Origin of the sequence: Micromonospora cremea, assembly GCF_900143515.1 — a bacterium.
Taxonomy (GTDB): domain Bacteria; phylum Actinomycetota; class Actinomycetes; order Mycobacteriales; family Micromonosporaceae; genus Micromonospora; species Micromonospora cremea.
Window position 1 is genome coordinate 319,686 of record NZ_FSQT01000001.1, and the last position, 25,963, is coordinate 345,648.

The 25,963-nt window shown below is 69.9% G+C and carries 25 protein-coding genes; 19 read left to right on the forward strand and 6 right to left on the reverse strand.

The annotated features are described in order from the left end of the window. Positions 1-218 precede the first annotated feature (218 nt). Both BUS84_RS01430 and BUS84_RS01435 read right to left on the reverse strand, forming a co-directional pair. A complete protein-coding gene (locus BUS84_RS01430; RefSeq protein ID WP_244298311.1) occupies positions 219-674 on the reverse strand; it encodes a hypothetical protein in 456 nt (151 codons plus the stop codon). 81 nt (positions 675-755) lie between these two features. Beyond that, complete coding sequence (locus BUS84_RS01435; protein WP_074308090.1) at positions 756-974, reverse strand: hypothetical protein; 219 nt, start codon at positions 972-974, stop codon at positions 756-758. 206 nt (positions 975-1,180) lie between these two features. On the opposite strand from BUS84_RS01435, the gene cspE reads away from it, so the two are divergent. Then, complete coding sequence (gene cspE / locus BUS84_RS01440; protein ID WP_013283833.1) at positions 1,181-1,384, forward strand: transcription antiterminator/RNA stability regulator CspE; 204 nt, start codon at positions 1,181-1,183, stop codon at positions 1,382-1,384. A gap of 426 nt (positions 1,385-1,810) precedes the next feature. Continuing rightward, complete coding sequence (locus BUS84_RS01445) at positions 1,811-2,092, forward strand: hypothetical protein (RefSeq protein ID WP_074311884.1); 282 nt, start codon at positions 1,811-1,813, stop codon at positions 2,090-2,092. A 173-nt stretch (positions 2,093-2,265) separates the two neighbouring features. Here BUS84_RS01445 and BUS84_RS01450 read toward each other — a convergent pair whose 3' ends face one another. After that, on the reverse strand, positions 2,266-2,964 hold the full coding sequence (locus BUS84_RS01450) for an SGNH/GDSL hydrolase family protein (RefSeq protein ID WP_074308092.1): 699 nt from the start codon (positions 2,962-2,964) through the stop codon (positions 2,266-2,268). Further along, entirely contained in the window at positions 2,961-3,704 is a 744-nt protein-coding gene (locus tag BUS84_RS01455) for a class I SAM-dependent methyltransferase (protein ID WP_074308094.1), read from the reverse strand. Before BUS84_RS01455 ends, BUS84_RS01450 begins: the two co-directional genes overlap by 4 nt. A 93-nt stretch (positions 3,705-3,797) precedes the next feature. Here BUS84_RS01455 and BUS84_RS01460 point away from each other — a divergent pair, with 93 nt between their 5' ends. Further along, positions 3,798-4,397: a TetR/AcrR family transcriptional regulator gene (locus BUS84_RS01460; RefSeq protein WP_074308096.1), complete on the forward strand. Its 600-nt coding sequence runs from the start codon at positions 3,798-3,800 to the stop codon at positions 4,395-4,397. Between the two features lie 270 nt (positions 4,398-4,667). Here the strand turns inward: BUS84_RS01460 and BUS84_RS01465 are convergent, their stop codons facing one another. Next, the gene (locus tag BUS84_RS01465; RefSeq protein ID WP_074308098.1) at positions 4,668-5,603 is read right to left on the reverse strand and encodes an RNA polymerase subunit sigma-70; all 936 of its coding nucleotides are present in this window, start codon (positions 5,601-5,603) and stop codon (positions 4,668-4,670) included. Positions 5,604-5,660: 57 nt separating this feature from the next. Between BUS84_RS01465 and BUS84_RS01470 the strand changes: the two genes are divergently transcribed. The 16 genes from BUS84_RS01470 to BUS84_RS01545 all read left to right on the forward strand — a co-directional run bounded on the left by BUS84_RS01470 (position 5,661) and on the right by BUS84_RS01545 (position 24,637). Next, on the forward strand, positions 5,661-6,041 hold the full coding sequence (locus BUS84_RS01470; protein WP_074308100.1) for a nuclear transport factor 2 family protein: 381 nt from the start codon (positions 5,661-5,663) through the stop codon (positions 6,039-6,041). Continuing rightward, the gene (locus BUS84_RS01475) at positions 6,028-6,360 is read left to right on the forward strand and encodes a TfoX/Sxy family protein (protein WP_074308102.1); all 333 of its coding nucleotides are present in this window, start codon (positions 6,028-6,030) and stop codon (positions 6,358-6,360) included. Before BUS84_RS01470 ends, BUS84_RS01475 begins: the two co-directional genes overlap by 14 nt. 404 nt (positions 6,361-6,764) lie before the next feature. Then, entirely contained in the window at positions 6,765-9,101 is a 2,337-nt protein-coding gene (locus BUS84_RS38850; protein WP_074308104.1) for a hypothetical protein, read from the forward strand. Between the two features lie 300 nt (positions 9,102-9,401). Continuing rightward, the gene (locus tag BUS84_RS01485) at positions 9,402-9,590 is read left to right on the forward strand and encodes a hypothetical protein (RefSeq protein ID WP_143728145.1); all 189 of its coding nucleotides are present in this window, start codon (positions 9,402-9,404) and stop codon (positions 9,588-9,590) included. A gap of 783 nt (positions 9,591-10,373) precedes the next feature. Beyond that, the gene (locus BUS84_RS01490; protein ID WP_074308108.1) at positions 10,374-11,303 is read left to right on the forward strand and encodes a glycosyltransferase family 2 protein; all 930 of its coding nucleotides are present in this window, start codon (positions 10,374-10,376) and stop codon (positions 11,301-11,303) included. Further along, positions 11,300-12,616, forward strand: coding sequence for a hypothetical protein (locus tag BUS84_RS01495; protein WP_143728146.1), 1,317 nt, complete (start codon positions 11,300-11,302; stop codon positions 12,614-12,616). The genes BUS84_RS01490 and BUS84_RS01495 overlap by 4 nt, the downstream gene beginning before the upstream one ends. After that, positions 12,613-13,722 carry a GNAT family N-acetyltransferase gene (locus BUS84_RS01500; protein WP_074308112.1) on the forward strand — a complete coding sequence of 370 codons (1,110 nt, stop codon included), beginning with the start codon at positions 12,613-12,615 and terminating at the stop codon, positions 13,720-13,722. The genes BUS84_RS01495 and BUS84_RS01500 overlap by 4 nt, the downstream gene beginning before the upstream one ends. 99 nt (positions 13,723-13,821) lie before the next feature. Further along, positions 13,822-15,243 (forward strand): GH39 family glycosyl hydrolase, encoded by a 1,422-nt coding sequence (locus BUS84_RS01505; protein WP_159450944.1) that lies wholly within the window; start codon positions 13,822-13,824, stop codon positions 15,241-15,243. Next, positions 15,240-16,556 (forward strand): nucleoside/nucleotide kinase family protein, encoded by a 1,317-nt coding sequence (locus BUS84_RS01510; RefSeq protein WP_074308116.1) that lies wholly within the window; start codon positions 15,240-15,242, stop codon positions 16,554-16,556. The genes BUS84_RS01505 and BUS84_RS01510 overlap by 4 nt, the downstream gene beginning before the upstream one ends. Beyond that, entirely contained in the window at positions 16,553-17,593 is a 1,041-nt protein-coding gene (locus BUS84_RS01515; RefSeq protein WP_159450945.1) for a phosphotransferase family protein, read from the forward strand. The genes BUS84_RS01510 and BUS84_RS01515 overlap by 4 nt, the downstream gene beginning before the upstream one ends. Positions 17,594-17,648: 55 nt before the next feature. Continuing rightward, entirely contained in the window at positions 17,649-19,943 is a 2,295-nt protein-coding gene (locus BUS84_RS38040) for a glycosyltransferase family 2 protein (RefSeq protein ID WP_074308120.1), read from the forward strand. Then, the gene (locus tag BUS84_RS01525) at positions 19,940-20,755 is read left to right on the forward strand and encodes a polysaccharide deacetylase family protein (protein ID WP_074308122.1); all 816 of its coding nucleotides are present in this window, start codon (positions 19,940-19,942) and stop codon (positions 20,753-20,755) included. Before BUS84_RS38040 ends, BUS84_RS01525 begins: the two co-directional genes overlap by 4 nt. 39 nt (positions 20,756-20,794) lie before the next feature. After that, a complete protein-coding gene (locus tag BUS84_RS01530) occupies positions 20,795-22,144 on the forward strand; it encodes a lipopolysaccharide biosynthesis protein (protein ID WP_074308124.1) in 1,350 nt (449 codons plus the stop codon). Then, positions 22,141-23,985: a hypothetical protein gene (locus BUS84_RS01535; RefSeq protein WP_074308126.1), complete on the forward strand. Its 1,845-nt coding sequence runs from the start codon at positions 22,141-22,143 to the stop codon at positions 23,983-23,985. Before BUS84_RS01530 ends, BUS84_RS01535 begins: the two co-directional genes overlap by 4 nt. 104 nt (positions 23,986-24,089) lie before the next feature. After that, positions 24,090-24,428: a hypothetical protein gene (locus BUS84_RS01540; RefSeq protein ID WP_074308128.1), complete on the forward strand. Its 339-nt coding sequence runs from the start codon at positions 24,090-24,092 to the stop codon at positions 24,426-24,428. After that, a complete protein-coding gene (locus tag BUS84_RS01545; RefSeq protein WP_074308129.1) occupies positions 24,425-24,637 on the forward strand; it encodes a hypothetical protein in 213 nt (70 codons plus the stop codon). The genes BUS84_RS01540 and BUS84_RS01545 overlap by 4 nt, the downstream gene beginning before the upstream one ends. Positions 24,638-25,069: 432 nt before the next feature. Here BUS84_RS01545 and BUS84_RS01550 read toward each other — a convergent pair whose 3' ends face one another. Beyond that, positions 25,070-25,951: an aminoglycoside phosphotransferase family protein gene (locus BUS84_RS01550; protein ID WP_208869487.1), complete on the reverse strand. Its 882-nt coding sequence runs from the start codon at positions 25,949-25,951 to the stop codon at positions 25,070-25,072. Between the last annotated feature and the right edge of the window lie 12 nt (positions 25,952-25,963).

Consider the following 25,963-nt stretch of genomic DNA (forward strand, 5'->3'; position numbering starts at 1 on the left):
ACGGCTACTACGAGGTCGATGCCCTTCTCCGCGGCCACGACATCATCGGCGACCCCGGCTAATTGATCGACATCCTTGCGCTCACCCGCCGACGCCTCCAGGACGGGACCCAAATTCCCGCACATTGATCATGGAGAAACACTCCGCCCTGGGTCCAGAAGAGACGCCTATCTGGGCCCCGTTTCCACGACCGAAGCCACCTGATTATGAAACACGCCTTAGTCGAGGCAGTGGACGCGGACGGCGATGTGCTGTGGCTGACCGCCCGTGTCTCGGTGTAGGACCTCAAGCTCGACTCGGTGCCGGTCCATTGAGACGGGGTCGTCCTTCTCGCCGGCCAGGCAGGTTGGATAGGTGCCGTCCTGGTGCAGTGTCCCGTTCACGTCCTGCCAGCTTTCGGCGATCACTGAATAGATCGTGTCGCCATCGAGAGGGCCCCGTAGGGCCCCGTTCTCCTCGAAGGCGATGGACCTAGTCTGGTCATTCGACCAGGTGACCGTCCCAGCGAGCAGCTCCGGCTTGGCGGTGTGCGGATCGTCGGCAAGCTTGGCTGCTCCGAAGCCGCCGATCAGCCCTACGGCGACCAGCGCTAGGGAGAACGCGAGCGTGGCGAGGCGGCGATGTGGTGGGGTAGCGACCACAGCTTGCAGCGAGTCGGCGGATGCCACTGGCATGTCTGCAAGGTACGCGATCAGCGCCGACGGAGCTGGCCCAGAATGCACTCTCTTGCCGCCGACCGTGCGTCACGTGGACGACTACGCCGTTGTGACTCCGGCAACGGCGTTGTGCTGCTGGTTTGCTGCGGTGCGCCGGACGACCTGGATACCGGCGGTCGTGGTGGTCACGAGTGCCACGGATGCGGCGACCAGCAGCAGGGTGGTCTCGGCCAGTACGGTGCGCATGTACTCGCCCCCGTTTGCGGTGGCGGACAGGTACTGCACGCGGCGTGGCAGCAGACGAGTGACCAGGTCCACTCACTGCCATGGGATCGACGACAGATCATGTGCTACGGTAACCGAGTTGCAGTTTTGATTTCCGTAGACGTTTTCCGGCGCCTGATGGGGCATCTGAAACCCATCCAGGCGCTTTTCGTTTTTCGTGTCGTTTCGACGCGGGTGATCAACGCGGCGGCGTAAGGGTCCGCAGAGTGCGGTCTCTAACAGCCTGCGAAGGAGCAGACATGACTACAGGTACCGTGAAGTGGTTCAACGCCGACAAGGGCTTCGGCTTCATCAGCCCGGACGACGGCGGCGCCGACGTCTTCGCCCACTTCTCTGCAATCTCGGCGAGCGGCTTCCGCAGCCTCGACGAGAATCAGAAGGTGGAGTTCGACATCACCCAAGGCCAGAAGGGCCCGCAGGCGGAGAACATCCGCCCGCTTTGATCCACACTGCGAACGGCGGCCCGACTGGTTCAGCGGGCCGCCGTTCGGCGTTTCATGCGCTCACCACGGCATCGCGAAAATCTTCTGATCGGCAGAAGGCCGGCCATCTCGGTGTGGAGCGAGCTCAGCATTGGCCCCGTGTTCTCTTCTTCGGATCGATTCGGACCTCGGGCGCTAGTCTGCCCAGGCCGATTGTCAGCTCTCGCCCAAGGCGCGCCTTTGGCTCATGAACCAGATAGACACAGACGTCGACCCTTATCGCTGACGAGTCGAATTCCGCATCGCCGTCGTCCTGACGGTCGAGGCACGTACGGTCGCGGTCCAAGTGGAGCACACCATGGTCGGACTCGACGCCTCGCCTCCTGATGACTGTCAGACAGCCGGGACCCGGGGTGCGCGACGTTACATCCTGAAGGGTTGATGACTATGACGACGACCTACTCGGGTCCTGCGAGGCTGATCCTGGTCGACGGCGCATGCATATCCGGCATGGCTTCCCTCAGTACCAACCAGCGCGGAGGACTCAACGGCTGGGGCGGCACGTTCCGTCCGGACGAGATCACGACAGACCTTCGCAACGCAGTCGAAGGGCTGCAATTGGAACTGCCCTACGATCGGATGGGGACAGTCGCCGTCACCGGCATACGCAAGCTACTCGCCACGCAGGTGTTGATGTCGTTGACAGGCCGCGGACCCGCACCATTCTGATCGTGTGCCGCACGGCCGCCGCACATCGCCGCCGCGACGCGGTCTCCCTGCTCTCACGCAGCGACGAGGGCAGGACCGTGTTGATCGGTAGACTTTGCCAGAAACCGTTAACTCTCATGCCGCGATCCGCGCGGTCATGCCGAGATGAGTGCGTGGGTAGAGGGATAAGCAAATCATTGAGCCGGGATAACACGGGCGGCGACGTCCTGGGCCCAAAGCCGGTATCCGAGGGCTGATGGGTGGAAGCGGTCGGCGCCGAAGAAGTCGGGCGGCGGCGTCCCGGCGGGCGCACCGATGAATGTTGTTCGCTCCGGGTTTCGTCCGCACACCTCCCGGGAGACCGCGTCCAGAGCGTCCGCACGCTCGCCGAGGTAGCGCGCGAGCCTCGCCGGAATGGAGGGGAACCGCGTGAACGGCGGGATCCCGGCGATCACCAACCGGTGGGTGCGGTGGGCGAGGTCGGTAAGGATGCCGGTCAGATCGTCGCGCCACAAAGCCGGCCCGCGCCCGGCCATCACGTCGTTGGCGCCGGCGAGCAGGACGACGATGTCAAGGTCGTCGCCGAGGCGCGGTACAAGCCGGAAGCGGATGCGCCGGGCCGTGGCGCCGAACTGGCCCACCACCTGCCAGTTGGTCGGCCGCCGTGTGCGGGCGGCGATCTCCCGCGCGAACCCGGCCGCGAACGCCTCGTCGTCGCCGGTGACGCCGCAGCCCGCGGCGGTGGAGTCGCCGAGTACGGCCAGGCGCAGCGGCGTGCCTGCGGGCCCGGGCGCGGTGCCGCTGGTTCCGCCGCCCGGCGCCAAAGTGAGCCGAAGAGTGGAGCGCAGCCATAGCCCCTGGATGGCGACGACCGGCAGCCAGATCGGGTTCACGGGGTCACCCCGGCGGAGTTGCGGGCCAGCGTCAGGCTGGTCCCCAGGTCAAGCACCACGGTGCCGCCGAAGTCGTCGATCAACCGGCCGAGCAGGTCGAGGCCGCGCTGCTGCAGTTCCGGCGGGCGGGCCAGGAACGGGCCGAGGGTGCGTACCAGCGCGAGGTACCGGTCCCGGGTGAGCGGCACGTCGAGGCGGAACCGTTCCACGCGGACGTCGGCGAACTCACCGCCGGCCATCACGTCGTGGTACATCCAGTCCGCCGGGCGCTCTTTCATAGTCGGGTCGAGTGAGTGGAGCAACGACCGGATCGCGGCGGCCTGCCGGGCGTCGGCGTAGCCGTACCGGTGCCCGAACAGGGCGAGGACCCCGCCCCGCGTCAGGGCGTCGCGTGCTTGCGCGTTACGGGTGACCGGGTCGAGCCAGTGCCAAGCCATTGCGCAGCCCAGCGCGGCCACCCCGCCGGGCGGCGGGGTCCACTGCTCGAACTTGCCGACGTGCACCTGTGCCTGCGGAAACTTGGCACTGAGCAGGTCAGCCATCCGCGGGTCCGGCTCAATGCAGGTCAGCGGAGCGCCGATGGCGGCGAGGACCTCGGTGCCCTTTCCCGTGCCGGCGCCGATTTCAGCCACCGAGGCGGGAACGCCGCCGTGGTACGCGATGATCGCGTCGGCGACCTCAGCCGGATAACCGGGCCGCTCCTTCTCGTACAGCTCTGCCACCGAACCGAAGACATCCATGACGCCCCTCCCGAGTGGCCGATTGACCTCATATACGCTGCCGTACAGGGCGAGGATATCGGCCATATACGGTGGCGTATACGCTAGAGTGAGGTGAGTCACATCAAGTTCGAGACGCGCACGCCGCGAGACCGATGGATCGAGGCCGGGCTGGAAGCGCTCGCGGCCGGCGGCCCGGACGCGGTCCGTGTCGAAGCATTGGCCAAGCAGCTCGGCGTCACGAAGGGCGGCTTCTACGGATTCTTCACCGACCGCGACGCGCTGCTGACGGCCATGCTGGACACGTGGGAGCGGGAAAGCACCGACGAGGTGCTCGATCGCATCGAACGCGAAGGCGGCCACCCGAAGACCCGGATTGCCAGGGCCGGCGTTCTGACCTTCTCCAGTGACCGACTCCTGCCGATCGACCTCGCGATCCGCGACTGGTCCCGCCGCGACCAGGCGGTCGCCGATCGCCTACGCCGGGTCGACAACCGGCGGATGGGTCTGCTGCGGGAAATGATCGGCACCTTTTGCGACGATCCGGAGGAGGTGGAGGCCCGCAGCGTGCTCGCGTTCTGCCTACTCATCGGAGAACACTTCCTAGCCGCCGACCACGGCGACCGCACCCGCGCGCAGGTGGTGCGTCGCGCCGGCGATCTCATCCTCGACCGGCGGCCGGGCAACGGCACAGGCATCCGCCTCCCGACCTGAAGCCAGACTTCAATCCGCCCCAAATTTCTTCAGTTTCACCTGGCAGTAGCAGCACTCCTTCCAAGATCGACATCACTCTCATGCCGCGGAGCGAGCGTCACGTTGCGCGATGGCCGTGCGGTGCGCTCGACGTGCGCGGACATGCCGAGATCAGCGCATCCGATCTTGACGGCATGGCGCCTCAACCGCCACCGTGGCAGCCCGTTCGGGCCTTCGAGATCTTGGCGAGGCGATAGCCGTAGCCGTCGAGCAGTCGCCAGGGAACTGGGCTCAGATGTCGTGAAGGAACAGGGTCATGCCGCTCAGGCGGTCGCCGGCCAGGGTGAGCACCACCAGCCCGCCAGGTCGCTCGGTGCCGTCCCCGACGAGGTGCGAGACAAACGCAGGCTGCCCGTTCATGCGAGTAGGGCGCAGCCGGATTCTTAGCCTTTGGCTGACGCGCCAAGCGGCGCTGGTCCGCAGGAACGAGATGATGGCGGCCACGCCGTGGTATTCGTGCGGGGCGGGCGGCATGGCCAGCCATGCCTCGTCGGTGAGCAGACTGACCAGGGTGTCAAAATCGTTACCTGCGAAGGCTTCGGCGAAGCGCTCGACTACCTGACGTTCCCGCGTCGATCCAGGCGCGGGCGGCGCCTCACCGGCGGGGTCGCGGTGACGTTCGATCGCGCCGCGTGCCCGCTGCAGCAGACCTTTGATCGCGGTCGGTGTGGTGTCCAGCATCGGCGCGACCTCACCGAGCGGGTAACCGAGCACATCGCAGAGCACCAGCACGGCGGCCTGCCGCGGTGTGAGGCGCTGCAACGCCGCGATGAACGCCAACTCGATGTCCTCCCGCGCGCCGTAGCGCGCCTCGGGGCCGCGGTCGGCGTCGGGCACGTGCTCCAGCAGCGCGTCCGGGTAGGGCTGCAGCCAGGTCACGTGAGTGCGGCGGCTGGGTTCCGGCGGCTGAAACGGCGGCTGCGGCTCGGACGGTATCCGTCGGCCGCGATCCCGCAGCGCGTTGAGGCAGCGGTTGGTGGCGATCCGGTAGAGCCACGACCGCAGCGATGAGCGGCCCTCGAACCCGTCCAGGCCGCGCCAGGCCGCCAGCAGCGCCTCCTGCAACACGTCCTCGGCATCGGTCACCGAGCCCAGCAGGCGGTAGCAGTGCACCAGCAACTCGCGCCGGTGCTCTGCCACCAGATCCTCGAACGTGACCTGCGTCACAGCCGTTCCGTTTCCCGGCTCGGAGGTGTCGTAACGGGCGACACCGAAGGAGAGATCATGACCAGCCCAGCATTGCAGATCGCCTTAGCTCATCACCGCGCGTGGACCGGCAAGAACCTCGAAACGGCGATGACCTACATCGCGGACAACGTCGTGCTCGATGCCCCTCCCGGGCGACTCGCCGGCATCCACGCCTACCGTGAGTTTCTCGTGCCGTTCGCGGAACAGTTCCTGATCAGCGCGGAGATGATCGCCGCATTCGGGGACGACAGCACAGCCCTGCTCATGTACGACACCGAAACGATCCCGGCCAAAAGCGCACCGGCGGCCGAGTGCGTCACGGTCCGGGGCGGAAAGATCGTCCACAACCGGTTCATCTTCGACCGTCTGCCGTTCGAAGAGTTCCAACGCCGGCGGGCCAGTGATGGTGTTCGATGACCAACTGGCCGCCCGGGTGCGGGAGGCCCTCGCCGACCAGTCAGGCGTTACCGAGAAGCGGATGTTCGGCGGGCTCGCCTGGCTGGTGCACGGCCACATGGCCGTCGTCGCCCTCAACGGCGGAGGCCTGATGGTGCGGGTCGCCCGAGCCGACCACGAGATGATGCTCGCCGAACCTGGTACCGCCACAATGGTGATGCGCAGCCGACCCTTGCGGGGCTGGATCACAGTGGCCGAGCAGGCCTGTGCCACGCGTTCGGACCTGGTCACCTGGGTACGGCGCGGGCTGACCTACGCGTTGACCTTGCCAGGCCGGTAGGCGTCAGCTCACCCGCCGGTACCGCGTACCAGCGGGCGAGCTGGCCATCCACTTATGGCACTTATGGCAAGGCGCCGCTCGAACCAAGGGTTTAGGGTGGTTGGTGGCGGGTCCGGGAAGTGGCTTGTCCGAAGGGCCGATGTCCGGGGTCAGGTCGGTCACGCTGGATTGCAGAGTCGTCCCCGAGTGCCCTCCCGGATCCGCCGCCTGCCGTCGTTTCTGGTCGGCGACCATCCGGGCGTAGTCCACGTTGGACAGTCGCCGCTTCAGCGCGCGCTGGTGGCTCCGGTGCTGTGGACCGTCGGGGCCGACGGGCGGTTCTCACGACTGGTTGGCCTGACGCGCTTGTTGCTGCCCCGGCTGCCGCCTTACGGTCACGGCCGGATTTTGCTAGGTTGACCGCCGTGGCCGTCGTACGGGTGTTCGAGCACGACGATTACTCTCCCGAATATGGACTCGTCGTCCTGCGGGACCCGGACGACCCGGGGGAGCCGGGCGACGATCCGGAGTTGCCGCGCGGGCGTGACCGTGAAGACGAGCCGACCGGCACGTTCGCCGGAGCTGGCGCCGGCTGGATCCTGTGTCAGGCCGGCGACGGCCACCACATGGTGCGTTTGGAGCTGCACGACGGCCCGCCGCCAGCTGACCACGCAGGCTTCGACGATGTGCTGGAGACTCCCTACCGTGCGAGCTCCGGGGGTCTGTCGCTGACCGTGCTGACCGGCGGCGCCGGTCCGGCCGACCTCGAGCTGGGTGGCGCCGGCTGCTACCGGGTCCGGGTGGCGCGCCGGCGGGGCGGCACCGAGGACGGGTTCGGGGATCGCTGGTTGCTGCGTTTCTGGCCGGATCTGGCACCTGAGCCGCCGGTCTGGCTGGCGCGCGGCCGGCCCGCCGTCGGTCCGGGCTACGACGGCTGGCAGTCCGAGCTGCAGTACGAGCCGATGGAATTCGCCGGCATTGTCAACGCCGCGGCCCGTGAGCACGGCGGACCGGTGACCGTGGAGCACATCGACGACTGGGGCCGGACGCACTCGCGCCCGTCGGGATGGCTCGACGCGCCGCTGTGGCAACCACCCCGGGAGCCGTTGACCACCGGCCACGCCGACCTCGATGAGCGCAACGCCGCCCAGCGCGCGGAGGTGGTGGCTCGGCTGGCCGGGCAGCAGCGTCGGCTTGACGAAATCGCTGCCGAGCTGGGCGTGCCGCTGGTGCGCCGCAAGCGTGACCTGCTGCCGCTGCTGGCCGCGGCCGGCATCCTGGTTCGCGAGGGCCCGGACGGCTACCGCGCCGGGCGCCCGGCCCGGGTGGACACGGTGCTGTCGTTGCCGCCCGACCGGGTCCGGTCCGTGCGGCTGCAGGACGCCCGCAGCCGGTACGGCCCGCTGGCCGAGGATCTCGAGGCGGTGCTGAGGTGGGCATTCCCGGCACCGCTGCAGACCACGGCCGCCGAGCTGGCCGAACGGCTGCTGGTGAGCGAGGCAGAGCTGCGCGACGGGCTGGTCTTCGCGCAGCGGACGGGCCTGCTGCACGCCGACGGCGGGGAGCCGCTGCGGCTGTGGCTGGGACGCCGCCCGAGCCCGGCGTCGGCCGCCCCGACCGCGCCGGCCGCCCCAACCGTACCGGCCGTCCCGACCGCGCCGGCCGCGCCCGTTACACCGACCAGGATGTCGGTCGCCGCGCCGATGCTGTCCGGTCCGGCGCCGAACTCGGCCGGCCGCTCGACCAGAAGCTTCATGCTGGGTGCGATGGCGCGGGTGGCAGGCGACGCAGCGGACGGCCGCGGGATGTTGGTGAGGTTCCCGCAGCGCAACCGGGAGGAGCCGCCCGGCCCGCCGTTCGGTGCGCCGCCGCGGGCCGGTGTGATCGAGGCGAACGGCACACTGGTCGGGTGGCGCGACGGCGCGCGGGTGGACCTGGCCCGGCTCGAAGCCGCGCGCTGGAGCCGGGCACTGCAAACCAGGCAGGGCGTGCTTGTGGTGAGCCACGGGCACCCGGCCCGGTTGGTCTCCGCGGCCGGCGAGGTGACCGAGATCGACGAGGTGCGGATGCCGGGCGTGATGCTGCTGGGCGACGGGCGGCGGGTGGCGGTGGTCGACAGTCAGCACCGCCGGCGGGTGTCGCGGTACCAGCTGCGGGTGATCGACCTGGGCGGCGGCCCGGTGGAGACCATGCCATGGCCAGACGATCGGGGGATCAGCCTCGTCGGGGCGTACCGCGGCACGGTCTTCTTCACCGACCACCAGGCCCGGTGGGCCACAATGCGCTGGACACCCGGCACCGACCCGGAGCGGTACGCGCACCCGGTGCAGCAGGTCGACCCGCTCACCGGCACCGGCAGTGCGCGGAAGGTGGAGGGGATCACCGTAGTTCGGCCAGACGGGACGACGGTGACGGTGCCGGTCGACCAGATGGCCCGGCTCGCGCCCGGCGGTGACCGGTTGTGGACGGTGCGCTCCAACCCGCCGGCGCTCACGCTGTTCCCGGTCGAGCCGGGAGCTACGGTGCAGCCGCAGGTGTGGTGGTTACCTGAGGACCGCCGGCGGTCCCCACAGGGGACGTATCGGGAGCCGGTCTGGGAGGACACCGAACACGTGCTGTTCGGCTACCACCCCTGGCACTTCCCGCGCGAACCCGCGAGCGGAGTGCGGCTGTCGGTGCGCGACGGCGCGGTCGAGCGGCTACCCTCCACCGGCCCGCGTGGGCACTCGGTGAAGTTCGTGGAGCCGCTGTTGACGCCGTAGCCCTTGTGCAAGGACGCCAATGTGGACTTTCAGATAAAGGCGGCCACGACGATGACGCCCGCTACCCAACGGATCACGCCGATCGTTGCCCCTCGCCGAAGATCAGACACACGGATCTGCCGATGAGCCGGCGTTTCGGGGTGTGGGCACATCGCGCTAGAACTCGAACACGGTGTTGGGGTCGTCCATGGCGCGCCTCAGTTCGCCGAGGTTGCCGATAATGCGAGAGGCGATGTGCGTGCCACTTCGACGATTCCCCCGACGGCCGGGTCCGACGCGCTGGGGGTACAGGCCTTCCGGGTGGAGGTCCTGGTCGACGGGGTTTGGCAGTCGGCGGGCACGGTCGGGCAGAACAGCGCCAACCCGGCCCGGCTCGACCTGAGCGGTGCGCCGCGCGGCATCCAACAGGCACGGCTGGTGTTCACGCAGCCCAGCCCGACCGACAATCTGGCCAGGGTCATCGAGATGGAGATCTACGGCTGGCGTTGACTCACGTGACGCGCGCAAGCCCCGCTACCGGGCGGAGGGGCTGCGGGAGCAGTCCCTCCGCCCGGCCGCCGACACCTACGCTGCCGCCTGACGTCCTCGTTAGTTGGGTCTAGCTGGGCCCCACCGCCGCCGGTCCCTTATCGTGGCGATCTACCGGTACTGCCCTACCAGGCAATATAGAGTTTGCTGACTCCCGGGTCAGTGTCCGTCGTGTTGCATGGTCTGCGACACGCAAATTGCAGGTCGGGCCGGCACCATTCAGAACTGTTCGGCACCAGTTGAGCGCGACCGCCTGCCGTTCCACCCATGCCGCCGCCTGCGCGGGACGTGCCCTCGCCGACCCGGCATCGATGGCACCTCGGCGAGTGCTCCGTCTCGAGGTGTGTCCCCTCCGCAGCCTGCGGTCCACGGCTCGGACCGCGCCCGCGACGGGGGTGGCGGCCACTCCGACCGACCACGTCGGCCGACCGCCTGACCAGGTCAGGCCGGGCGGCGGGTGGCGCAGCCGCCGCCTCGTCCACAATCGTCCGATCCATCACGAAAACCCGGCATGTTCGACTTTGCGCAATGTTAGCTTTGCCTCCTGTTTACCCCGGTTTGCCCGGGGCGGAATAGCCCGAATTGGCGTAATCCGGACACCACGGACTAAATAGCCCGGAGCTGCGAGCATCAACGAGATGAGGGGCCCATGAGAGACAAACCGAACGTCACCGCCAGCGGTACGGGGGAGACCGACCTCGCACCGCGGCGCGGCCGCACAGCGTCCCTCGGGAAGGGGATGCGGTGACCCTGAACCGGGACATCGACGCCCACGTCCCCAGCCTGCTGTCCGACCCCCCACTCACCACGCCGACGGGGCATCGTGACCGGCAGCGGAGCATCTTGCGGATGCGGGAGCGCCCCGCCGGCGACGCCGGACTGGTGAACGCTCATTCCGAGCGACAGACGGTGAGCGTGGTCATCCCGACGCTCAACGAGGAGAAGAACATCGCCTGGGTGCTCGAGCGCATGCCGCGGATCGTCGACGAGGTGGTCCTCGTCGACGGGCACTCGTCGGATCGCACGGTCGAGGTCGCCCGCGCCATCCGGCCGGACATCGTGGTGCTGACGCAGCACTGCCGGGGCAAGGGCGACGCGGCGCGGGTGGCGTTCGCCGCAGCCAGCGGCGACCTGATCGTGATGATCGACGCCGACGGCAGCATGGATCCCGCCGAGATCCACCGCTTCGTGACCCCTCTCATGAACGGCTACGACTTTGTCAAGGGCTCCCGGTTTCTGGCCGGCGGCGGATCAACCGACCTGACTGCGCTGCGCCGGACCGGGAACCAGATGCTTGTGCGACTGACGAACAGCTTCTTCCTCGTCCGCTTCACCGACCTGTGCTACGGGTTCTGTTCCTTCCGTCGCAGCTGCCTGCCGGCGCTCGCCCTGACCGCGCACGGCTTCGAGATCGAGACCGAGCTCGTAGTCCACGCGCTCAAGGCGAACCTGCGCATCGCCGAGGTGCCGAGCATGGAATTCCCCCGCCGCTGCGGCGTCTCCAACCTGCACACCTTCCGCGACGGTCAGCGGGTGCTCCGCACGCTGATCCGGGAGCGGGTCCTACGGCGCCCTCGACCGGTGGTGGACCCGATCGACCACCGCGTGCTGCACCGGTGGCAACCCCTCGCCGCCGACACGACCAGTCCGGCGCTGACTGAGGTGGCCCCATGACGAGTCCTCTGCGGCGCGCCCCGGTGGCACGCGGCGCCTACACCCTCGCCCTGCTGCTGGGCGTGCTGTTCGGCGCCACACCCGTACCCGCCGGGCTGGCCACACCGGCCGCAGCGGCCCCCGGCGACCTCGGCTACGTCGGTCCGTCCACCTCAGGCGACGGCTCGGCGGCGACCGGTGAGAAGCCGGAGAGCAAGCTGTGGTGGAACGACGGCGCCTGGTGGGCGGTTCTCTTCCACACCGGCAGCCAGACCCACCACATCTTCCGACTCGACCGCTCCAGCCAGCAGTGGATGGACACCGGAACCATCGTCGACAACCGGCCGAAGACCCGCTCCGACGTGCTGTGGGACGGCACCAAGCTCTACGTCTCCTCGCACGTCCGGGCCAGCTCCTCGACGGGCGCGGCCTCCGGAAACCCGGCGCGGCTCTATCGCTTCAGCTACGACGTCGCGACGAAGACCTACACCCGCGACACCGGCTTCCCGGCACAGATCACCAACTACTCCAGCGAGACCCTGACCATCGACAAGGATTCGACGGGCGTGCTCTGGGCGACCTGGACACAGGGCTCCAAGGTCTACGTCAACAACACGACCGGCGCAGACACGATCTGGGGAGCGCCGTTCGTGCTCCCGGTCACCGACGCCGCCAACCTGTCGAGCGACGACATCTCGTCGGTGGTGAGCTTCGGCGGCACAGCAATCGGTGTGATGTGGAGCAACCAGGCGAAATCCGCGGTGTACTTCGCCGAGCACACCGATGGCATGCCGCTCTCCACCTGGAACGTCACGCGTACGGCAATCCAGGGTCCGAACAGTGCCGACGACCACATCAACATCAAGGCACTCCAGGCCGACGCCTCCGGGCGGGTCTTCGCGGTCGTCAAGACCGGGCTCGACGACGCCGGCGGCACGTCCTCGGCGCCCTTGATCATGCTTCTCGCCCGGGACGCGTCGACCGGCGACTGGTCCAGCTACCCGGTCGGGCGGATCAGGGACTGCCAGACCCGGCCGGTCCTGCTGCTCGACTCCGAGCATCAAACGCTGTACGTCTTCATGACCGCACCGGACAGCGGATGCCCCTACTCGGGCTACCCGGGAACGATCTTCATGAAGAGTTCTCCGATGGGCAGCATCACCTTCCCTGACGGCCGCGGTACGCCGGTCATCAGGGACGCCCTCTCGCCGAACATGAACAACGTGACGACCACCAAGCAGGACGTCACCAGCACCACCGGCATGGTGGTCGTGGCCAGCAACGACTCCACCCAGCGGTACTGGCACGCCGAACTCCAGCTGGGCTCGTCGTGAGCGCCGGGACCAGCCTCGAGCCCCGCCTCGGGCTGGCACCGGGCGCCCTGCGACCGCTACGGGTTACGAGTCCAGCACCGGTCGGCGCCTGGGAGCAGGTGCTCGCCTCCGCGTCGAACGCCCTGCCCAGTCAGACGCCGACCTGGCTGCGCTGCGTGTGCACGGTAGAAGGCTACGAGGACGTCTCGCGGCTCTACGAGACCGCCGACGGAAGGCGCCTGGTTCTTCCGCTCGTACGACGCCCGGGGCTCGGTCCGATCCTCGCGACGGACTTCGGACTCCCCATCGGGTGGGGACCCGGCGGGCTCGTCTGCGACGGCGGAGAGCTCCGCCCGGAGGACGTCCGCATGGTGGTAGGCGACCTCGCGCAGCGGTACGTGCTGAGCACCATGATCCGCCCCGACCCCGCGACGGCCGGGACGTGGGAGGCGGCGGTGCCAGCGAGCGTGCTACGCGAGGAGCGGATGACGCAGACGGTCGTCCTCGACGGCGGACTTGACGAAGTGTGGCGCAAACGGTTCCGCAGCGACACGCGCAACCGGATCCGCCGTGCGGAGCGCGCCGGCGTCCACGTCGAGTGTGACGACGAGGGCCGCCTGGTCCCCGTCTTCCAGCAGCTCTACCACCAGTCCGTCGACCGCTGGGCGCGGCGGGAACGCCTCCCGCTCCCGCTCGCCCGGCGGCTGTCGGCGCGGCGGGAGCCGAACCGGAAGCTGCCCACCGTCGCGGCCATGCTCGGCCCCCGGTGCCGGATATACGTCGCATACCACGAGGGACAACCGGTCGCCGCGATCGTCGTGCTGCGCGCAGCGACGACGGCGATGTACTGGCGCGGCGCGATGCTGGAGAAGCTCGCCGGCCCGGTCTACGCCAACTACCTGCTGCACAAGACGGCAATCGCGGACGCAATCGAGGCCGGGTGCGCGACCTACAACATGGGCGACTCGGCACGGGTCTCCTCGTTGGCACTGTTCAAGAGCCGCTTCGGAGCCGTCAGCCAGGACTACGCCAGCTACCGCATCGAGCGCCTGCCGATCACCCCGCTGGCCCGGCGCGTTCGCGTCGGCGTACGGCGGATTCTCGCGCTCCGGCCCGTGCGGGGGTAGGTCATGAGCCGTACACCGCCTCGCTGCCCGCTTCCGACCCGAGCGACCGCACTCCGCTGGCTGGCCCTTCCCGCAGTGTTGACCGTGATCACCCTGCTCGTGACTACCAGCGGCCCCACGCCAGAGGCTCCCCGCGCCGGCGAACCCTCACCGGTCGGCGCCGACCCGGTCGGATACGACTGGTCAGCGCCACAGGGCCACCGCCCCGACCCGCGCACCCTGTCCGTGGGCGTCACCCACACCCAGTACTCAATCGACGACTGGGGCGGCCCGCCCGCCACCGTCTCCGCCAAGGCCGTCCTGACAGCGACGGCCAGCTACCAGAACCAGCACATCTTCGGCTGGGGGGCGGAAAACCCGCAGCCGAGCCCGGGCAGGTTCGACTGGTCCTCGCTGGACCGGCGGATGGAACTGATCAGGTCGACCGGGGGCACACCGGTCATCACGCTCTGCTGCGCGCCGGACTGGATGAAGGGTGGACGCCCCGGGGAGACCAACTGGGACCGGCTGCACGACGCGCCCCGCCCACAGCACTACGCCGACTTCGCCGCGCTCGCCGCGGCGGTCGCCCGACGCTATCCCGACGTGCGGCACTTTCAGGTCTGGAACGAGATGAAGGGCTTTTGGAACGATGCCCGGAACCGGTGGGACTACGAGTCCTACACCAACCTGTACAACACCGTGTACGACGCGCTCAAGGCGGTGGACCCCACCATCGCCGTCGGTGGTCCGTACGTCGTCATCGACACCTGGGCGAGACGGACGACCACCTCTCACCCGTCGGCGCTCGCCGGCGCCTGCGGCGTGGTCGACCAGCGTGGTCTCGACGTGCTGGACTACTGGCTGCGGCACAAGCACGGCGCGGACTTCGTCGCCGTCGACGCCGGACTGTCCACCCGCGACCAGGGGAGGATCACGGCGACCACCACCAGTAGCGCCCTGTTCGGCGCACTCACCCGGTGGCTACGCCAGCGGACGTCCCTGCCCATCTGGTGGAGCGAGTTCCACGTGGGCCGGGCCGAAGCGGGCGGTCAACCCAAGCTGACCGCCCGCGCCGTCGCCGCGCTGCTGCACATGGCTGACCAGGGCGCGACGACGGCACTGATCTGGGAACCCCAGCGCGACACCGACGAGACGCACGGGCCGGCGCTCTGGAGCTCGACGGACGGCCACGGCGGGGGGCGTCCCCTCGCATACGCGGAGGCGGTCGCCCGGCTGCAGCAAGTGCTCGCAGGCCGTACCGGGCCCGACACGGTCTCCTGGCCGGTGCCGGAGCTGGGCCTGGCCCAGGGCCGGGAGGGCGTTCTCCTGGTGCACACCGAAGACGACCGGATCGACCTGCAGGTACAGGGACGGCCCCTCCGCCTCGAGCCGTACGAGGTGCGATACGTCGCGCTGCGGACCGACGCACCGGTGGAGTTTGCGTTCCCCGTCACCCCCCGCCCGTCGGCTCCCGCCGTACCGACGGGCCAGTGCCTGCGCCTGACCGACGCAGCCGCGCAGCCTTCGGAGACACGATGAGAGGCGACGACACGACCGCGCCGACGACGATCGCGGTGGCGGGCCATCCGGAACCACCACGGCCAGCGGAACCCTCGCCGGCCGCTCACCGGTTCGCCCGGGCGCTGCTGGCCGGCCTCGACGAGGCCGGCGTGCGCTGGTGCCTGCTGCGCGGCGGTCCGGAGACGCTCAACGCCCCCGGGGACCTGGACCTCCTCGTCGCGCCGGTCGATCTCGCGCGGTCCATTGCCGTCATGCAGGCCCATGGCCTGATCCGCCTGGCCAGTCACGGCCGGGGCAGTCACCGGTTCTTCCTCGGGCTCGACGCAGCCACCAGCTCGTGGGTCGAACTCGACCTGGTGACGGAACTCGCCTACGGCCGTGGATTCGAGGTACGCACCCGGGCCGGCGACCAGTGCCTGAGCCGCCGGGTACGCCAGGACGACATGTGGCTACTCCCACCCGCAGACGAATTCTGGGCGCTGCTCCTGCACTGCGTTCTCGACAAGGGCGCCGTCCCCGGCCACCACCTCCGTCGACTGCGAGAACTGGAGGACCACGCCACGCTCGACAGCCCACTCGCCCGGGCGCTACCGGACCGGGCGGCCCGGATGCTGCTGGCCTACTGGCGGGCCGGCCGTCCGACGGCGCTGGCGGCCGTACGTCGGAACCTGCTCACCGCCTGGTGGCGGACCCACCCGGGCAGCGCGGCCCGTCGTCTCGTCACCTCGGCCGCCCTGCGCTCGATCGAGCGGCCGTTGCAGGCATGGAGCCGTCGAGGTGTCAGCGTCGCCCTGATCGGCCCCGACGGATCGGGAAAGTCCACCCTGGCCCGAAGCATCCAGTCGGCGTTCTACTTTCCGGTACGCCGCGTCTATATGGGGCTATGGCCGTCTAACGAGGCACCGCGCAGCATCGCGGAGCAGGGCGTACGAATTCTGCTGCGCCCGTTCGCCGTGTGGCGTCGCTACTTCGCGGCGGTGCGCCACCGGGCGCTGGGCCGGACGGTGGTCTTCGACCGCTACGTCTACGACGCCCTGCTGCCGCCACGCGGGCCGCTCGTCTGGCTCAAACGGCCGTACTTCCATCTGCTGAGCCGACTCTGCCCGGCACCCGACGTGGTGCTGTTCCTGGACGTTCCAGGGCCGGTCATGTACCGCCGCTCCGGCGAGTACGACCCCGAGCACCTTGAGCGGGAACGTGAGCAGTACCGGCGGCTACGCCGGCGAGTTCCGCACCTCGAGCGCTTGGACGCCGAGCGGGCGCCGGAACTGGTGCTCGCCGACGCGCTCGGCCGGATCTGGCGGCACTACGCCGAACGGACCGCCCGGTGAGAGGAGCCGTACAGTGGGCGCAGCCAGTGCTCCGGGACAAACTCACCCGCCTGCTGCACGGGCGCGAACGCAGCTGGACCGCCGCCGTCGCCCCACGCCTGGTCGCCCAGGCGACCGCCACCGACAACACGCGGTGGCGAACCGAGACCGTCGCCTTCACCAGCACGTCCGTCGCCGTGGCCACGGTACGGTGCCGGGCGACCGGCTGCCGCTACGTGGTCAAGGTGCCCTGGACCGATCAGGCCGTCGAAGGGCTGCGGCGCCAGGCCGAGGTGCTCGACCTGCTGGGGAGCAACCAGCGCCTGCCCGACCTACGTTCTCTCCTGCCGTCCTGCGCGGCGCAGGGGGAAGTCGAGGGGCGCTACTACTGCGTGGAGGGGGCGCTGCGGGGTGTCGCGGCGAGCGGGCTGATGCTGCGGCGTACCCGACGCGCCGCGCTGCTCGCCTCCGCCAGCCGGGTGATCCGCGACCTGCACCAGCGCACGCGGGAACGGACCCTGCTCGACCGGGACGCCGTGGCGGACTGGGTCGACGCCCCGCTCCGACGGCTGGAGAAGTACGTTGCCACCCACCCCCGACGTGACCGGCTCCTCGACACGGTGTGGCGACTACGGGAGGAACTCCTCGCCGCGCTCGTCGGCCGCACCGTCAGCATCTCCTGGATCCACGGCGACTTCTGGCCCGGCAACCTGCTGGCCACCTCATCCGGCGAGGTGACCGGGATCGTCGACTGGGACCGGGCCGCGGCCCGCCAACTCCCCCTGCACGACCTGCTGCACCTGCACATCCTCGCCCGTCGCCTGGCCCGCGGCGATGAACTCGGCGAGATCGTCGTCCACGCGCTGCGGCACGGCATCGACCGGACGCTCGACGTCCCGGCCGCCGAGGCGGCCAGCTGGCTGGACGGCATCCCGCCACGACCGGCCCTGCTCCTCTACTGGCTACGCCACATGCTGCTCTTCATCGACTCGGAAGGTGACCATGACGATCCACGCTGGATCCGCAGCAACGTCGAACGCGTCCTCGTCGACGTCTGACCCGGTCACGGTCCTCGATCCGCAAGCGCCGGCCGGGCCCGGCTCGACTCTGACCGTGACCGTGGTCATCTGCGTCTACACCGACCGGCGGTGGCCACAGATCGTCAAAGCGGTCCGCTCGGTGCTGACACAGAACGTACCGGCGGCACAGGTCGTCGTGGTCGTCGACCACAACCCGGCGCTGATGGCGCGGGTGCGGGCCACGTTCCCCGAGCTGACCGTCGTCGCGAACAGCGGCCCGCGCGGCCTCTCGGCGGCCCGCAACACCGGAACGGGCCGGGCGACCGGCGACATCGTCGCCTTCCTCGACGACGACGCCGAGGCGGAGCCCGACTGGCTGGCCCGGCTGCTGCCGCACTACCGGGACGAGCGGGTGCTCGCGGTCGGCGGGCACGCCGCACCGGCCTGGGAGGAGGAACGGCCGCTGTGGCTGCCTCCCGAGTTCGACTGGGTTGTCGGATGCAGCTTCACCGGCCTGCCCACGCAGGTCGCCCCCGTGCGGAACGTCATCGGCTGCAACATGTCCTTCCGCCGGTCGGTCCTGGACCGCACCACCGGCTTCGACCCGGCGCTCGGCCGGGTCGGTCGGACGCCGGTCGGCTGCGAGGAGACCGAGCTCTGCATCCGCGTCCGGCAGCTCGAACCGGATGCAGTTGTGCTCTACGATCCCGCGGCGCGGGTCCGGCACAGGGTGACCGTCGACCGGGGGACCTGGCGCTACTTCCGGCAGCGCTGCTTCTCCGAGGGACGCTCGAAGGCCGTCGTCGCCCGGCTGGTCGGTAGCGACGCCGGGCTCGCCACGGAGCGCACGTACACCCGCCGCACCCTGCCCGCCGGTGTGCGCCGCGGCCTGCGCCAGGTCCGCGACGGCGATCGCGCCGGGCTGCTGCGGTCTGGCGCGATCGTCGCCGGGCTGCTGGTCACCGCCGCCGGCTACCTCACCGCCCGCGCCCGGCGCGCCTCTCACGCGGTCGGCGAGCAGGCCCCCCGGCGCCGGCCAGGTCCGCCGCCGGTACGGGTGCTTGCCGTCGAGCTCTCCGAGGGCGTTCCGGACGTGCCTGACACGGGCGGGCCGGACGGCAGCCGGTACGGCGCAACGCAGGCCCTGGTCCGGCTGCACGGGCAGCCGCTCGGGCTGGTCGATGTCACGCTGCCGGCCGGCGGGCTGACCGCGCCGGCGCTCACCGCCGCGATCCGGGCCCGCCTCTCCGCGGCGATCGACGCACACCTGCGACAGGACGGCCTTCCCACGCTCGACCGGCTCGACCCCGGCCCGCCCGGAGAGACCGGCGGCCCCGGACCGGCGGGTGTCGCCGAATTGGCGGCAGCCGCTGCCACCGGATCGTGTCCCTCCCGCCGGCCGGCGGTGCAGTACGCCCCGTTTGTCAGCGTGGTCGTGCCCACCTGTGGAGGCACCCCGCTCTTCGCATCCACCCTCGACTCGCTCTCCGCGCTCGAATACCCCCACTACGAGATCGTCGTCGTGGACAACGCGCCGCATCCCACCGATACGGCACGGATCCTCATCAGTCGCTCCGCCGACGATCCCCGGTTCCGCTACACCCGGGAACCACGGCCCGGCGTCGCGCACGCCCGCAACCGCGGGCTGGCCGAGGCACGGGGCGCGTTCGTGGCCTTCGCCGACGACGACCTCCTCCTCGACCGCGGGTGGCTGCGCGCCCTCGTCGACGGCTTCACCGACGACGACGTGGCCGGGGTGACCGGTCAGGTCCTCGCCCGGGAACTGGACACGCCATCGCAGATCTGGCTGGAGCAGTACGGCGGTTACGGCAAGGGCTGCCAGCAGCGGCGGTTCAACCGGGCCGGGTCCACCACGGTCGAGGTGGGGGGTGCTCATCGGGTCGAGCCACGGCGGTCGCTCCACCCCTACCTGCCCGGATCGTACGGATCCGGCGCCAACATGGCGTTCCGTACCGACGTGCTGCGCCGACTCGGCGGCTTCGATCCGCGGCTGCGCAGCGGGGAGGACATCGACGTGCTGCTGCGTACGGTGCTCGCCGGACACACGCTGGCCTACGAGCCGGGGGCCATGGTCTGGCACACGCACCGCCGTGAGCTTCGGGCACTGCGACGGACGATGTACCAGTACGGCGTCGGGCTCGGCGCCGTCCTCACGAAGTGCATCGCAAGCGACCCCACCACCCGTCGCGATCTACTGCGGCGGCTGCCTCGCGGCCTCGCCTACGCCCTCTGGCCCGGATCGGCGAAGAACGGCGGGAAGCAGAAGGGCTATCCCGCCTCGCTGACCGCCCTCGAGCTCTGCGGGCTGGTGCTTGGGCCGGCGTACTACGCCGCCGCGGCGGCCCGATCCGGACGGAGCCGCGCGTGAACCGTTCACCGAAGACCGTCGTGCCCGTTTTCTGCTACCACAGCGTCGGGGACGTACGCCGAGACGGCACGCTGCGCTGGTCGGTGTCGCCCGGCGACTTCGACGAGCAGATGACACTGATCCGGGAACGCGGGCGTACGCCCATGACGGTGAGCGGCTACGCGACGGTGCTGCGCGGGCACGCTCCGCTGCCGCCGCGACCAGTGTTGATCACCTTCGACGACGGCTTCCCCGACCTCGCCGAGACTGCACTGCCGGTGCTACGCCGGCACCAGCTCACGGCGACCGCATACGTCATCGCCGCGCGGGTGGGCGCGGCGCCCCCGCCGCGCGGAGATCCGTCACTCGACTGGGACGGCCTCCGTGCGCTGCACTCGCACGGGGTGGAGATCGGGTCGCACAGTCGGAGCCACCAGGCGCTCGACTGTCTCGGCCCTGTCGAGCTGCACCGGGAGGTCACCGGAAGCCGAGAGTTGCTGGAGGACGGTATCGGAACGTCGGTCCGATCGTTCGCCTATCCGTACGGCTACCACAGCGTCACCGTGCGGACCGCGGTAGGCGCCGCCGGCTACTCCTCGGCCTGTGGAGTCAAGAACGCGCTGAGCCACCCGGACGATGACGTCTTCGCCATCGCCCGGGTGCTGATCGAGCGGGACACCGGCGTCGCCGGAATCCGGACCCTGCTCGACGGCACCGGCTGGCCGCTGGCCTGGCGCGGCGAGCGCTTGCGCACCCGGGGCTGGCGCGCGTACCGACGCGCCCGCCACCTTTTGCACACGGCGCGTCCGCGGCTGAGCCAGCCGACCTCCTGACGGGCGGGAGATCGCGCCAGGGACGGGAGGAGGGGTGACGTGGTGAGCAGCCAACGCGCCGGGACCGCCGGGGACCCGGCGCTCGGCCGCGCGGCTCCCGGCGTTGGCACCGTCGCCGAGCCGATCGCCGTCCGGCTGCGCCAGCACCTGCGCGACCCGCTGAACGGCAACGTCTACGCGCTGATGCTCAACACGGCGCTGAGCTCGCTGCTCGGCATCGCGTACTGGGCGCTCGCCGCCCGCCTCTACTCGCCCGCCCAGCTCGGTGTCGGGGCGGCGACGGTGTCGACGATGACATTCCTGAGCAACCTCTCCCAACTCAACCTGAACGGAGCCCTCGCCCGCTTCCTGCCTGCCGCGGGCGGACAGGGCAGCCGGCTGGTTGGATACGCGTACGGGGTCACCTGTCTCGCGGCGCTCGTCCTGAGCACCGGCTTCCTGCTGCTCGCCCCGCTGGTCTCGGACCAGCTCGACTTCCTGCACCGCAGCCCCCTGATCGCGTTGGCGTTCGCCCTTTCCGTCGCCGGCTGGTGCGTCTTCACGCTGCAGGACAGCGTGCTGACCGCCCTGCGCGGTGTCGTCTGGGTCCCGCTCGAGAACACCGTCTTCGGGCTTGCCAAGATCGCGCTGCTGGTGCTGCTCGCCGGCGCCGTACCGAGCCTGGGCATCTTCATCTCGTGGAACCTGGCGGTCGTCGCGGCGCTCATCCCCGTCAACGTGCTGGTCTTCCGCCGGCTGCTGCCCCGGCAGCGGGCACGGCCCACCGGAGCGGCGCTACCGCACCGCCGGGTGCTCGCCCGGTTCGTGGCGCTGGACTACGTCGGATACCTGTTCATGCAGGCCGGCACGAACGCTCTGCCGTTGATCGTGACCGCCCGGCTGGGCGCGGAGGCCAACGGCGTCTTCTACGTGGCCTGGCTGCTCGGCGGCTCCCTGGAACTGGTGGCGTACCACTTCGGCACCTCCCTGACAGTGGAGGCCGCCACAGACGAATCGCGGCTCGCGGCATACGCGCGGCAGGTGCTGCGACGCGGCCTGCTCCTCTTCGTGCCGGCGGTCGTCCTGCTCTGCCTGTCAGCGCCACTGCTGCTGGCGCTGTTCGGCGGCGACTACGCCTCAACCGGCGCGGACACCCTGCGCCTCTTCGCTGTCGCGGTGCTCCCCAAGCTGGTGCTGACCATCTTCGTCGCGGCGTCCCGGGTGCAACGCCGGGTGGGGCGCATCATCGCCGTGCAAGCGTCCACGAGCACCCTGGTCGTGGCGCTGGCACTGGTCGCAATGGCCGAGGTCGGCGTTGCCGGGGTCGGCATCGCCTACCTTGCCGGACAGATCGTGGTGACGGCTGCCGTCCTGCCGTCGATGATGCGCCTGCTGAAAGGTCCATCGTGAGCGGCGACGCCACCCTGCTGACCGCCGGTGCGGCAGCCGGTCAGCGCATACGACACGGCCTGCTCGCCGGAGCCGAGTGGGCTGCGCCTGCGGCCGCGCTCGCGCTCGGGGTCTGGGCCCTGCGGCGGGGGGACGTCGCCGACATCGGGTCGCTCGGACTGGTCACGGCGCTGCGCCCCGAGCTGTACGTCGCACTGGCCCTGCTGACCGCGGGCTTCCTCCACGGCGTGTTCCGCACCCGCCCGGCTTCCGACGCCCTGCTCGCCGCGTACGTGATCGTGCTCGTCGTCCTGCTCTTCGGTGCGGCGCCGTTCATCGAGCCACTGCCGCGCATGATCCCGGGCTGGCTGCACGTCGGCTTCGCCGACTACATCGCCCGTACCGGAGAGACGTTGCCGGAGTTGGACGCCCGCTTCAGCTGGCCCGGATTCTTCGCGTTGACGGCCATGGCGACGCGGGTGGCCGGCATGCCGGACGCCATGCCGCTGCTCGCCTGGGCTCCCGTGGGGTTCAACCTGGCCTACGGCATCGCGGTATTCCGGCTGGCCCGATTGACATCGCCGGACGCGCGGGCGGCGTGGCTCGCCCTCTGGCTGTTCTTCCCGGCCAATTGGGTGGGACAGGACTACCTCGGTCCCCAGGCCATGAACTACCTCTTCTATCTGGTCCTGCTGATGATGCTGCTGCGCTGGTTCCGCCCAGGCCGGCGCGACGGCTCGCACCGCGAGCGGTCCCCGAGGAGTCCGCTCGGTCTGCTGCTGCGCCTGCTCCTGCTCCCACCCAGGCCGCTGCGGCTCGAACCGGTGACCCACCGCTCCAGCCCAGCGTCGCTGGTCGGTCTGGTGGCGGTCGTCCTCGCCGTCTTCATGGCCAGCACCGTGAGCCACCAGCTCACCCCCATAGCGATAGTGGTCTGCGTCGGTGCGCTGGTGCTGGTCCGCCGCTGCACGCTCCGCACGCTGCCGGTCCTGTTCGCCGTCGTGCTGATGGCCTACATCAGCTACGGCGCCGTCGCATACTGGGCGGGGCACCTGGACGACATGTTCGGCTCCGTCGGGAACGTCGGCGGCACCATCAACCACGGGGCGGTACAACGGGTACGGGGCGACGAGGGCCACCAGACGGTGGTGCTACTGCGACTCGTCCTCACGCTGGTGGTCTGGGGGCTGGCGGTCGTCGGCGCATGGCGACGCATGCGCCGGGGACACGCCGACCTGGGGCTTCTGACGCTCGCCGGGGCACCGTTCCTCCTCCTGGCGATGCAGAGCTACGGCGGTGAGATCTTCCTTCGGGTCTACGCCTTCGCCCTGCCGTTCATGGCGATCCTCCTGTCCGCACTGCTGGTCCCGGCGTGGCCCGCACGGCGGCGGGTTCCCGCGGCCCTCCTGGCGGGCACGCTGAGCACCGTCCTCATCGCCGCGTTCTTCGTCGCCCGATACGGGAACGAAGCCTTCGAGCAGGTGCGCCCGGCCGACCACCGGGCGGTGGAGTGGCTCTACGCGCACGCCCCAGCGGGCGTCTCGTTCGTCTCGGTGACCTCCAACGTCCCCTGGCGGGCGCAGGGCGTCGAACGGTACCGGTACCGACCGCTCGGCGAGGATCTCGGCCCGACGACGGTCGGTGCGATCGAGGAGGAGATGCGGCACAACCCGAAGGGCGCCTACCTGATCATCACGGAGGGGCAGTTCGTCTTCGCGGAGTCGTTCCTGGGCAAGCCGCGGGGCTGGGGCGAGAACCTGGAACGCGAAGTGGTCGACTCAGGACAATTTAGGCTTGTCTACACCAACCCCGAGGCGAGGGTCTACGTCCTGGCCAGCACCAGCGAAAGGGGTGACCGGTGACAGAGACCGCCGAGGTCGGTTCAGACGTCAATCGAGGTTCCGGAGGCCAACGGCCATCCTCTTCGCTGGCGGGCTTTCCGCCGCGTACGGCCTGGCCGGCGTTGATGACGCTCCTCGCCAGCGGCGGTGTTCTCGCCCTCGTCGTCTGGGACGTCCCGGGCATCCTGCGGGCGGTCAGCGTCCTGGTCTACATCGCGGCGGCGCCGGGACTGGCCTGCGCGCGTCTCATCCGGATACCCGACGGCCCCAGCCGTTTCGTCGTCGGCGTCGCGCTCAGCCTCGCCCTCGGCGTCCTGGTTGCGCAGGGGATGATCCACCTGCATCGATGGTCGCCGCTGCTCGGGCTCGCCACCCTCACGACGATCGCGTCGCTGGTCGCCCTCATCGAGCTGGCTCAGGTCGTGCTGCACCACCATCGGTGGCGACGGACGGAGGCGGAATGACTGATGCCGCCCTCAGCGTGGCGCGGGCCGGACCCGTCCAGGCGACCGTGCTCAGCCTGCTGGTGCTGGCGCTCACTGCGCGGATCGTGGTGCAGCTCACCGCACGGCAGGCTCGGCGAAAAACCCTCCTGATCCTCGACGTGCTCGCCGCGCCGCTGCTCGTCGCACTCGTCATCATCATCCTTCAGCGATTCCGTGACTTGAGCTGACGCCCACCCCGGACGGCGAGAGGATCAGTTCGCCCGCGGAGGCCCGCCCCACCCCCTGGTAGGGAGTCGCTCGCCCGCAACGGCGAGGATCCACAACACCACCGCAAACCCGGTGATCGTTAGTGAACACCGCACTAGCGCCCACGGGATTACACCGACTGGCTCAGAACGAGTCGCCGCTGCGCGACCGGATAACCGGCTCGGGCGAACGTGGCTGCCATCGGCGTTTTCGTCACGTCGGTGAGAAGCAGCACGCCGTGGGATGGTCCGAACGACGTGCCATCCGTAATCGAGTCGGCGGAGTCATGGTGGAGCTGACGACCAGGCGCACCCGGGACGGCGTCCGACGTCCGCAACTGCCGATGAGCGGGCGTTTACGGGCGGTGCATCCTCCCGCTCTACTTCGCGGTGCCCGGGCGCGGCTGTGGTGACCTACGCGAGCAGGGCGTCGAGGGTGCGGTGCCCTATCTCCGCCATCAGCGGGTTGTCAGCCGAGTGGGCCAGGAACGCGAGTGACAGCGCGAGCGCCCAGCCACGGGCCCGTGCCCAGGTGTCGTCGTGGGCCGCGTACTCGTTGGCCGCGCGGTAGGCGTCCTGGAAAGCACCGTGGCACTCAGCTGGCAGGAGCATCCAGGCCACTGACAGGTCCGTGGCAGGGTCACCCGAGGTGACATCGCCGAAGTCGATCACCCCGCTGACGCGGCTGCAGTCGACCAGGATATTGGCGGGGTGGAGGTCGCCGTGCAGCCACAGTGGCGGACTGTCCCACTCCGGCGCTGCTACAGCGCCCTCCCACACACGCATCACCGCGGCCCGGTCGATCATGCTCTCCAGCTGGCTCACCCGAGTAGTGACCGCCTCACTACGGCTCGCGAGCGCAACGCCGCGGTACGGGTTGGCAGGGGCGTCCGATGGAGCCGGAACATGCAACGCCCCCAGAAACCTCCCAAGGACGACCGCCGCCTCCCATAGGTCGGCTGGGGGATTGCGTGCGGCAACCTGCCCCGGCAGAAACGGGACGATGCTCCACGACCACGGGTAACCAAATGCCGGCCGTCCGACCCGCACGGGCGCCGGAACTGGCAGCGGCAGCCGAGGCGCAAGAACCGGGAGCCACCGCTGTTCGTGAACGACGAGCTCGGCGGACAGGGCACGCCTGGGTAGGCGAACGACGAGCTCGTCGCCGAGCCGGCACATGAGGTTGTCCCACCCGTTCGCCATCACCTCGATGGGCAGGTGAGCAACGTCCGGGTGCTGGGCGACCAAGAGCCGGCGCACCAGGTCCAGGGAGACGCGTACGTCGGCAGCCGGCATGCGGTGAGGTCC

Excerpts from the sequence above, each read along its gene's own strand:
- cspE (WP_013283833.1), top strand. The coding sequence starts at position 1,181 with ATGACTACAGGTACCGTGAAGTGGTTCAACGCCGACAAGGGCTTCGGC.
- BUS84_RS01475 (WP_074308102.1), top strand. The coding sequence starts at position 6,028 with ATGGTGTTCGATGACCAACTGGCCGCCCGGGTGCGGGAGGCCCTCGCC.
- BUS84_RS01545 (WP_074308129.1), top strand. The coding sequence starts at position 24,425 with ATGACTGATGCCGCCCTCAGCGTGGCGCGGGCCGGACCCGTCCAGGCG.
- BUS84_RS01495 (WP_143728146.1), top strand. The coding sequence starts at position 11,300 with ATGACGAGTCCTCTGCGGCGCGCCCCGGTGGCACGCGGCGCCTACACC.
- BUS84_RS01540 (WP_074308128.1), top strand. The coding sequence starts at position 24,090 with ATGACGCTCCTCGCCAGCGGCGGTGTTCTCGCCCTCGTCGTCTGGGAC.
- BUS84_RS01430 (WP_244298311.1), bottom strand. The coding sequence starts at position 674 with ATGCCAGTGGCATCCGCCGACTCGCTGCAAGCTGTGGTCGCTACCCCA.
- BUS84_RS01470 (WP_074308100.1), top strand. The coding sequence starts at position 5,661 with ATGACCAGCCCAGCATTGCAGATCGCCTTAGCTCATCACCGCGCGTGG.
- BUS84_RS01445 (WP_074311884.1), top strand. The coding sequence starts at position 1,811 with ATGACGACGACCTACTCGGGTCCTGCGAGGCTGATCCTGGTCGACGGC.
- BUS84_RS01455 (WP_074308094.1), bottom strand. The coding sequence starts at position 3,704 with ATGGATGTCTTCGGTTCGGTGGCAGAGCTGTACGAGAAGGAGCGGCCC.
- BUS84_RS01510 (WP_074308116.1), top strand. The coding sequence starts at position 15,240 with ATGAGAGGCGACGACACGACCGCGCCGACGACGATCGCGGTGGCGGGC.
- BUS84_RS01550 (WP_208869487.1), bottom strand. The coding sequence starts at position 25,951 with ATGCCGGCTGCCGACGTACGCGTCTCCCTGGACCTGGTGCGCCGGCTC.